Genomic DNA, 6,846 nt, shown 5'->3' on the forward strand with positions numbered 1-6,846 from the left:
TAGCTCCGCGGGATGAACGTTCTTTACTCATAATTTTATTAATTGCGACTCCGGTGGTTGAACCTGAACTTGATTACCTTCTATTCGCAATCGTCCATCTAGGAACCATTTTACGGCCCTCGGATAAATCTGATGCTCAGCAGCTAAAACTCGGGCAGCCAAACTATCAGCATCCTCGCCGGGCAGCACTGGAACTGAGGCTTGACAGATGATAGGGCCTTCATCGACACCCTCGGTTACAAAGTGCACGGTAGCTCCATGTTCGGCTACGCCAGCCTCCAAAGCCCGCTCGTGGGTATGCAAACCCGGGAAGGCTGGTAGCAAAGCTGGGTGAATATTGATGAGTCGACCCTCAAAATGACGAATAAAGCCTGGAGTCAGAATGCGCATAAAACCGGCTAGAACAACCAAATCTGCACCCAATTCATCGATTTTTGCGATGAGGGCAGCATCAAAGGACTCGCGCGTAGCATGCTCTTTATGCTCAATAGCAAAGGCAGGAATGCCCTGAGAGCGAGCAAAAGCAAGGCCCTTAGCTGCAGAGTGATTAGCGATCACCCCTGCAAAGGTGACTGGCCAGTGCTCTTTTTGAGCTGTTTTGACGATGGCCTCGAAATTGGATCCGCGGCCCGAGATTAAGGTGACGATAGATGGCATGCCCACAATATAATTGATGGTTACCCTGAAAGCGACCCTGAAAGCGATTTAGTGAACGTATTCCGTGGCCCTACCCAGTTTTCTGCAGGACCAGCTTGTGCCTTAACCATCGGTAATTTCGATGGCGTGCACAGGGGTCATCGCGCCCTGCTAAAGCAACTTAAGGATGGCGCCCAGGAGCGTGGCTTGGTTAGCTGTGTAATGACTTTCGAGCCGCACCCTAAAGAATTCTTTTCCCCAGAACAAGCGCCACCACGCATTCTGAATTTGCGTGACAAGCTTGCCGCGTTTGCCGATATTGGCATCGATCGCGTAGTGGTGGAACATTTCAATTCTGCGTTTGCTCGCCTTACCCCCGAAGAATTTGTTTCCGAAATCATCGTCAAGCAACTCAATGCCAAATGGATTTTGATTGGCGATGATTTTTGCTACGGCGCAAAGCGCGCGGGTAACTTTGCGAGTCTCAAAGCAGCAGGTGAACAATTGGGTTTTGAAGTTTCTAGCATTCACACTGTGCAAGAAGATGGTGAAAGAATTTCTAGCTCAGCACTGCGCAATGCATTAGCTTGCGGCAACATGGATCAAGCGACAAAATTATTAGGGCGACCTTATGGCATCTCTGGTCATGTTATCCATGGACAAAAACTGGGGCGCACTTTAGGCTTCCCCACACTCAATCTCGCTGTTGCCAATCACCTTCATCACCGCAAGCCTGCCTGCTCTGGCATTTTTACTGCCCAAGTCTTGGGGCTAGGAGACAAGCCACTGCCTGCTGTAGCTAGCCTCGGTGTGAGACCTACGGTTGAAGATGAAGGTCGTGTATTGCTTGAGACACACATCTTTGACTACAACGCCGATGTCTACGGAAAAATTATTACTGTAGAGCTCTTAGAAAAAATCCGTGATGAGGCGAAATACTCTGACCTCGACACCCTTACCAAGGCGATTGCATCTGATGCAGCGCATGCCAGAAATTATTTCCAGAAAAAAGCTTATGTCTGAAAAAGAAAACTCTTATCCCGTCAATCTTTTAGAAACATCGTTTCCGATGCGGGGCGATCTACCAAAACGTGAACCGCAGTGGGTTGCGCAATGGCAGAAAAATAAATTTTACGAAAAGATTCGCGCAGCACATGCTAATCAACCAAAATTTATTTTGCATGATGGCCCTCCCTATGCAAACGGCGATATTCATATTGGTCATGCGGTCAATAAGATCCTCAAGGATATGATCGTGAAGTCCCGCTGGTTAATGGGCTTTGACTCTGCGTATGTCCCAGGCTGGGATTGCCATGGCATGCCAATTGAGATTCAGATTGAAAAAGAATTTGGCAAAAATTTACCGACTGCTGAAGTCCAGTCAAAAGCACGCGCCTATGCCAAGGTGCAAGTAGATAAGCAGAAGAAAGACTTTGAGCGTTTGGGCGTGTTGGGTGATTGGAATAACCCTTATCTCACCATGAACTACCGCAATGAGGCTGATGAAATTCGTGCGCTTGGGAAGATCTGGGAAAAGGGCTACGTCTTCCGCGGCCTAAAACCTGTGAACTGGTGTTTTGACTGTGGCTCTGCCCTAGCTGAAGCGGAAGTGGAATATCAAGACAAGACTGATCCAACAGTTGATGTTGGTTTTGCATTTGATGATGCGCAGCGCCCACAACTTGCAAAAGCATTTGGTCTGACTGAAATCCCAGCTAAGCTTGGAATGATTGTGATCTGGACAACAACGCCTTGGACCATTCCATCTAATCAAGCGCTGAATGTTCACCCTGAGCTTAGCTACGCTTTGGTAGACACCGGTGACAAGTTGTTGATCTTGGCAAAAGATCGAGTAGAAACTTGTCTGGAAGATTTTGGCCTTGAAGGAAAAGTCATTGCTACTTGCTTAGGCAATCAGTTAGCCAACATCTCTTTCTGGCATCCACTTGCTCCATTACATGAGGGATACAAGCGCCTCTCACCAATCTACCCCGCTGAATACGTCACACTGGATACTGGTACTGGCGTAGTGCACTCTGCGCCAGCCTACGGCGAGGAAGACTTTAAGTCTTGCAAAGCAAACAAACTGGCTGATAAAGACATCTTGAATCCAGTAATGGGTAATGGTGTCTACGCCTCTTGGTTACCACTCTTTGCCAATGAATACATCTGGAAAGCTAATCCGAAGATTGTGGAAGCCATGCGTGAGGCAGGCAGCCTCTTGCGAGACAAAACCTATACCCACTCTTACATGCACTGCTGGCGCCATAAATCCCCGATTATTTATCGCGCGACCTCACAGTGGTTTGCGAGCATGGATAAGAAACCCTCCGATGGCAGTGCAAGCTTGCGCGAGACTGCACTCGCAGGCATCGAAAACACCGAGTTCTTCCCAGCCTGGGGCAAGCAGCGCCTAAACAGCATGATTGCGAACCGTCCAGATTGGACCTTGTCACGTCAGCGTCAATGGGGCGTACCGATGGCTTTCTTTGTTCATAAGGAAAGTGGCGAGCCACATCCACGCACAGTCGAGTTACTCGAAGAAATCGCTAAGCGGGTTGAAAAAGAAGGCATTGAAGCTTGGCAAAAACTGGAAGTAGCTGAACTGCTTGGCGAAGAAGCCGCTCAATACGAAAAGAATCGCGATACCTTGGATGTGTGGTTTGACTCTGGCACTACACATTGGCACGTCATTCGTGGATCGCACCGCAATGAGCTCTATCGTCCAGAAGCTGAGAATGCAGATGGTCGCTTAGCTGACCTGTACCTTGAAGGCTCAGACCAACATCGTGGCTGGTTTCACTCTTCCCTGCTGACTGGCGCCATGCTTGATGGCAAGCCGCCATATAGGGCGCTGTTGACCCACGGCTTTACCGTTGATGGCCAAGGTCGCAAGATGAGTAAGTCTGTAGGCAACGTGATTGCCCCGCAGCAAGTTGCTGATAAGTTGGGTGCCGAGATTATTCGCTTGTGGGTAGCATCTACCGATTACTCCGGTGAGATGACGATTTCTGATGAAATTCTGAAACGCGTAGTAGAAAGCTATCGTCGCATTCGCAATACATTGCGTTTCTTGTTGGCCAACCTGTCTGACTTTGATCCCAGTAAGCATGCGATGCCTGCCAGTGAATGGCTAGAGATTGATCGCTACGCTGTTGCCCTTGCGAATCAATTGCAACAAGATGTACAAGCGCACTACAAGGCTTATGAGTTCCAACCAGCTGTAGCGCGCATGCTGACTTTCTGCTCAGAAGATTTAGGTGGCTTCTACCTAGATATTCTGAAAGATCGCCTCTACACCAGCGCACCGAATTCAAAAGAGCGTCGTGCAGCGCAGAATGCCCTATTTCACATCACCCGCAATCTACTTAAGTGGCTTGCCCCATTCCTCTCCTTTACCGCTGAGGAAGCCTGGTTGTCATTCCCGCATGGTGCTGATGAAAAAGCTAAAGAGTCCATCTTCATGGAAGAGTTCGGGGCTTTTCCAGAAATTGCTCAGGCCGCTGAACTCCTTGCTAAGTGGAACCGTGTTCGAGAAATTCGTTCCGAGGTCACCAAGGCCATTGAGATTGAGCGAGAAGCTGGGAATGTAGGCTCATCACTACAAGCAGAACTCACTATCAAAGTAGGTGATATCGATTTTGCAATTTTGCATTCCCTTGAAGATGACTTGCGCTTTGTGACTATTACTTCTAGCGCTAACTTAGAGCTGAGTAATGCAGGCCTTGAAGTACTCGTACGCGGCAGCCAATATAAAAAGTGCGGTCGCTGCTGGCATCACACCCAAGATGTTGGGTCCAATACCGAACATCCAGAGCTGTGCGGTCGTTGCATTAGCAATCTCTTTGGGGATGGCGAATCACGCTTGTTTGCATAAGCGAGCCTATAAATTCATATGAGCACAAGCCCATCAATTCTCCGTTACCTAGCGATTGCAGTCATTACGCTATTGCTAGACCAATTGAGTAAATGGTCTGCCTTAATGAATCTGCAATTAGGAGTACCCGAACCTGTTTTGCCATTTATGAACTGGTTGCTACTGTTTAATCCAGGAGCGGCATTTTCTTTCTTAGCGCAGAGCTCGGGCTGGCAGCGCTGGTTCTTCACGGTCCTTGGCCTAGCAGCTTCCGCTTACATTCTCTGGCTGCTACGTAAGGGCCTGGGCGACAAAATGCTCTGCTGGTCCCTCAGTCTCATTCTGGGCGGTGCACTAGGCAATGTCCTGGATCGCCTCCTGTATGGCGCTGTGGTGGACTTCATTGACCTGCATTACGCCAACTGGCATTGGCCGGCATTCAATATTGCGGATAGCGCTATTTGCATCGGTGCAGCCCTCATTATTTGGGGTGAGCTACGCAAGTCATTTGGCAAAACCTCTCAACCCCATTAAGCTGGCGCCATGCAATCACTTTTAAATAAGAAAATCGTTCTTGGTATCTCCGGTGGCATTGCGGCCTATAAGTCTGCGGAGCTAGCGCGTCAGTTGATGCAAGAAGGTGCGAGCGTTCAAGTGGTGATGACAGAAGCCGCTCAGCAATTTGTGACACCAGTCACTATGCAGGCGCTCACAGGCAATCCGGTTTACACCAGCCAATGGGATAGCAGCATTGCTAATAACATGGCGCACATTGAACTATCTAGAGCTGCCGATGCAATTCTGATTGCACCAGCAAGTGCAGATCTCATGGCCAAACTTTCTCTCGGCTTAGCAGATGATTTACTAACAACGCTTTGCCTGGCGAGAGATTGCCCTCTATTACTTGCGCCTGCCATGAATAAGCAAATGTGGGAGCATGCAGCAACACAAAGAAGTGCAGAGAGACTGATTGCGGACAAAGTTACATTACTCGGTCCAGCCAGTGGCTTTCAGGCATGTGGTGAAGTAGGCTACGGACGCATGCTCGAGCCTGCTGAAATTACCGAACAACTCATTGCCTTCTTTCAGAAAAAACCATTAGTAGGCAAGCGCGTACTTATCACTGCGGGACCTACCTTTGAAGCCATTGATCCTGTGCGCGGCATCACTAATCGCAGCTCTGGCAAGATGGGATTTGCAATTGCCCGCGCAGCTGTTGAGGCTGGCGCAGAAGTGCACCTGATTGCTGGTCCTTGCGACTTGGATATACCACTCGCCGCAACTGGAAAAATTACCCGCACCAATGTCGTGAGCGCTAAAGAAATGCATGCAGCCACTATGCAATCTTCTGACTGCGATATTTTCTTTGCAGTTGCTGCGGTGGCTGACTGGGGCATTACCAAGCCAGCCAAAGACAAGATTAAGCGTCAAGGTAAGCAAGCCCCCAATCTAGAGTTCACTGCAAACCCAGATATTCTTGCTGATGTAGCTAAAACGGTCAAAACTCAAGGTGGTAAGTTGCACCCCTACTGCATTGGCTTTGCAGCAGAGTCTACCGATCTCCAAAAGCATGCTGAAGAGAAGCGCAAACGTAAGGGCATTCCGATGGTCGTCGGCAATATTGGACCAGATACCTTTGGTAGCGATCTCAATCAATTGCTCATCATTGATGAGAGCGGTGGTAAGAAAATTGCCAAGGCTGAAAAGCTCCAGCTTGCACGCCAGCTCATTCAGTTAGTCGCCAAGAAAATTTAAACTCGCTTTAGGAAATTCCATGCAAGAACTTCAAGTCAAAATTCTCGATGAACGTATGCGAGGTCAATTGCCGACATATGGAACCCCTGGTAGCGCTGGTTTAGATTTGCGCGCCTGCATTGATGAAGCCATTGAAATTGCTCCCGGCCAAACCGTACTTGTGCCAACAGGTCTAGCAATCTATGTAGAAGATCCGCGCTATGCGGCATTCATCCTACCGCGCTCCGGCCTAGGTCATAAGCATGGGATCGTCCTTGGAAATCTTGTCGGATTAATTGACTCTGACTACCAAGGCCAGCTGATGGTCAGCACCTGGAATCGCGGATCTACAGCATTCAAGCTTGAGCCCATGGAGCGTCTAGCTCAACTAGTAGTCATGCCCGTCCAACAAGTAGAACTTAAGGTGGTTGAAGAATTCACCGAAAGTAGTCGTGGAGCTGGTGGGTTTGGAAGTACAGGACGCAACTGATTTAGATATTTCGGTCATGCCCAATAAAAAACCACCCGTATGAACTGACCCCCAAAAGTTGGACCTTATGTCCAACCAAGGGGGTTTTGTTTTATGAGCAAGTACAGTAAGCAGTTCAAGCTAAAGGTAG

The 6,846-nt window shown here is 48.8% G+C and carries 6 protein-coding genes; 5 read left to right on the forward strand and 1 reads right to left on the reverse strand.

The features are described from left to right. Window positions 1–27 precede the first annotated feature (27 nt). Entirely contained in the window at window positions 28–657 is a 630-nt protein-coding gene (purN, locus tag B7Y67_RS08900) for a phosphoribosylglycinamide formyltransferase (RefSeq protein WP_293598336.1), read from the reverse strand. Window positions 658–708: 51 nt separating this feature from the next. On the opposite strand from purN, the gene B7Y67_RS08905 reads away from it, so the two are divergent. The 5 genes from B7Y67_RS08905 to dut are packed head-to-tail and all read left to right on the forward strand — an operon-like array spanning window position 709 to window position 6,716. Next, on the forward strand, window positions 709–1,659 hold the full coding sequence (locus B7Y67_RS08905) for a bifunctional riboflavin kinase/FAD synthetase (RefSeq protein ID WP_293598337.1): 951 nt from the start codon (window positions 709–711) through the stop codon (window positions 1,657–1,659). Continuing rightward, window positions 1,652–4,513 (forward strand): isoleucine--tRNA ligase, encoded by a 2,862-nt coding sequence (gene ileS, locus B7Y67_RS08910; RefSeq protein ID WP_293598338.1) that lies wholly within the window; start codon window positions 1,652–1,654, stop codon window positions 4,511–4,513. Before B7Y67_RS08905 ends, ileS begins: the two co-directional genes overlap by 8 nt. An 18-nt stretch (window positions 4,514–4,531) precedes the next feature. Continuing rightward, complete coding sequence (lspA, locus tag B7Y67_RS08915; RefSeq protein ID WP_293598339.1) at window positions 4,532–5,026, forward strand: signal peptidase II; 495 nt, start codon at window positions 4,532–4,534, stop codon at window positions 5,024–5,026. A 9-nt stretch (window positions 5,027–5,035) separates the two neighbouring features. Continuing rightward, entirely contained in the window at window positions 5,036–6,247 is a 1,212-nt protein-coding gene (coaBC, locus tag B7Y67_RS08920) for a bifunctional phosphopantothenoylcysteine decarboxylase/phosphopantothenate--cysteine ligase CoaBC (protein WP_293598340.1), read from the forward strand. Window positions 6,248–6,266: 19 nt separating this feature from the next. Continuing rightward, entirely contained in the window at window positions 6,267–6,716 is a 450-nt protein-coding gene (gene dut / locus B7Y67_RS08925; RefSeq protein WP_293598341.1) for a dUTP diphosphatase, read from the forward strand. The last annotated feature ends 130 nt before the right edge of the window (window positions 6,717–6,846 follow it).

The sequence above is a fragment of the Polynucleobacter sp. 35-46-11 genome, assembly GCF_002281105.1.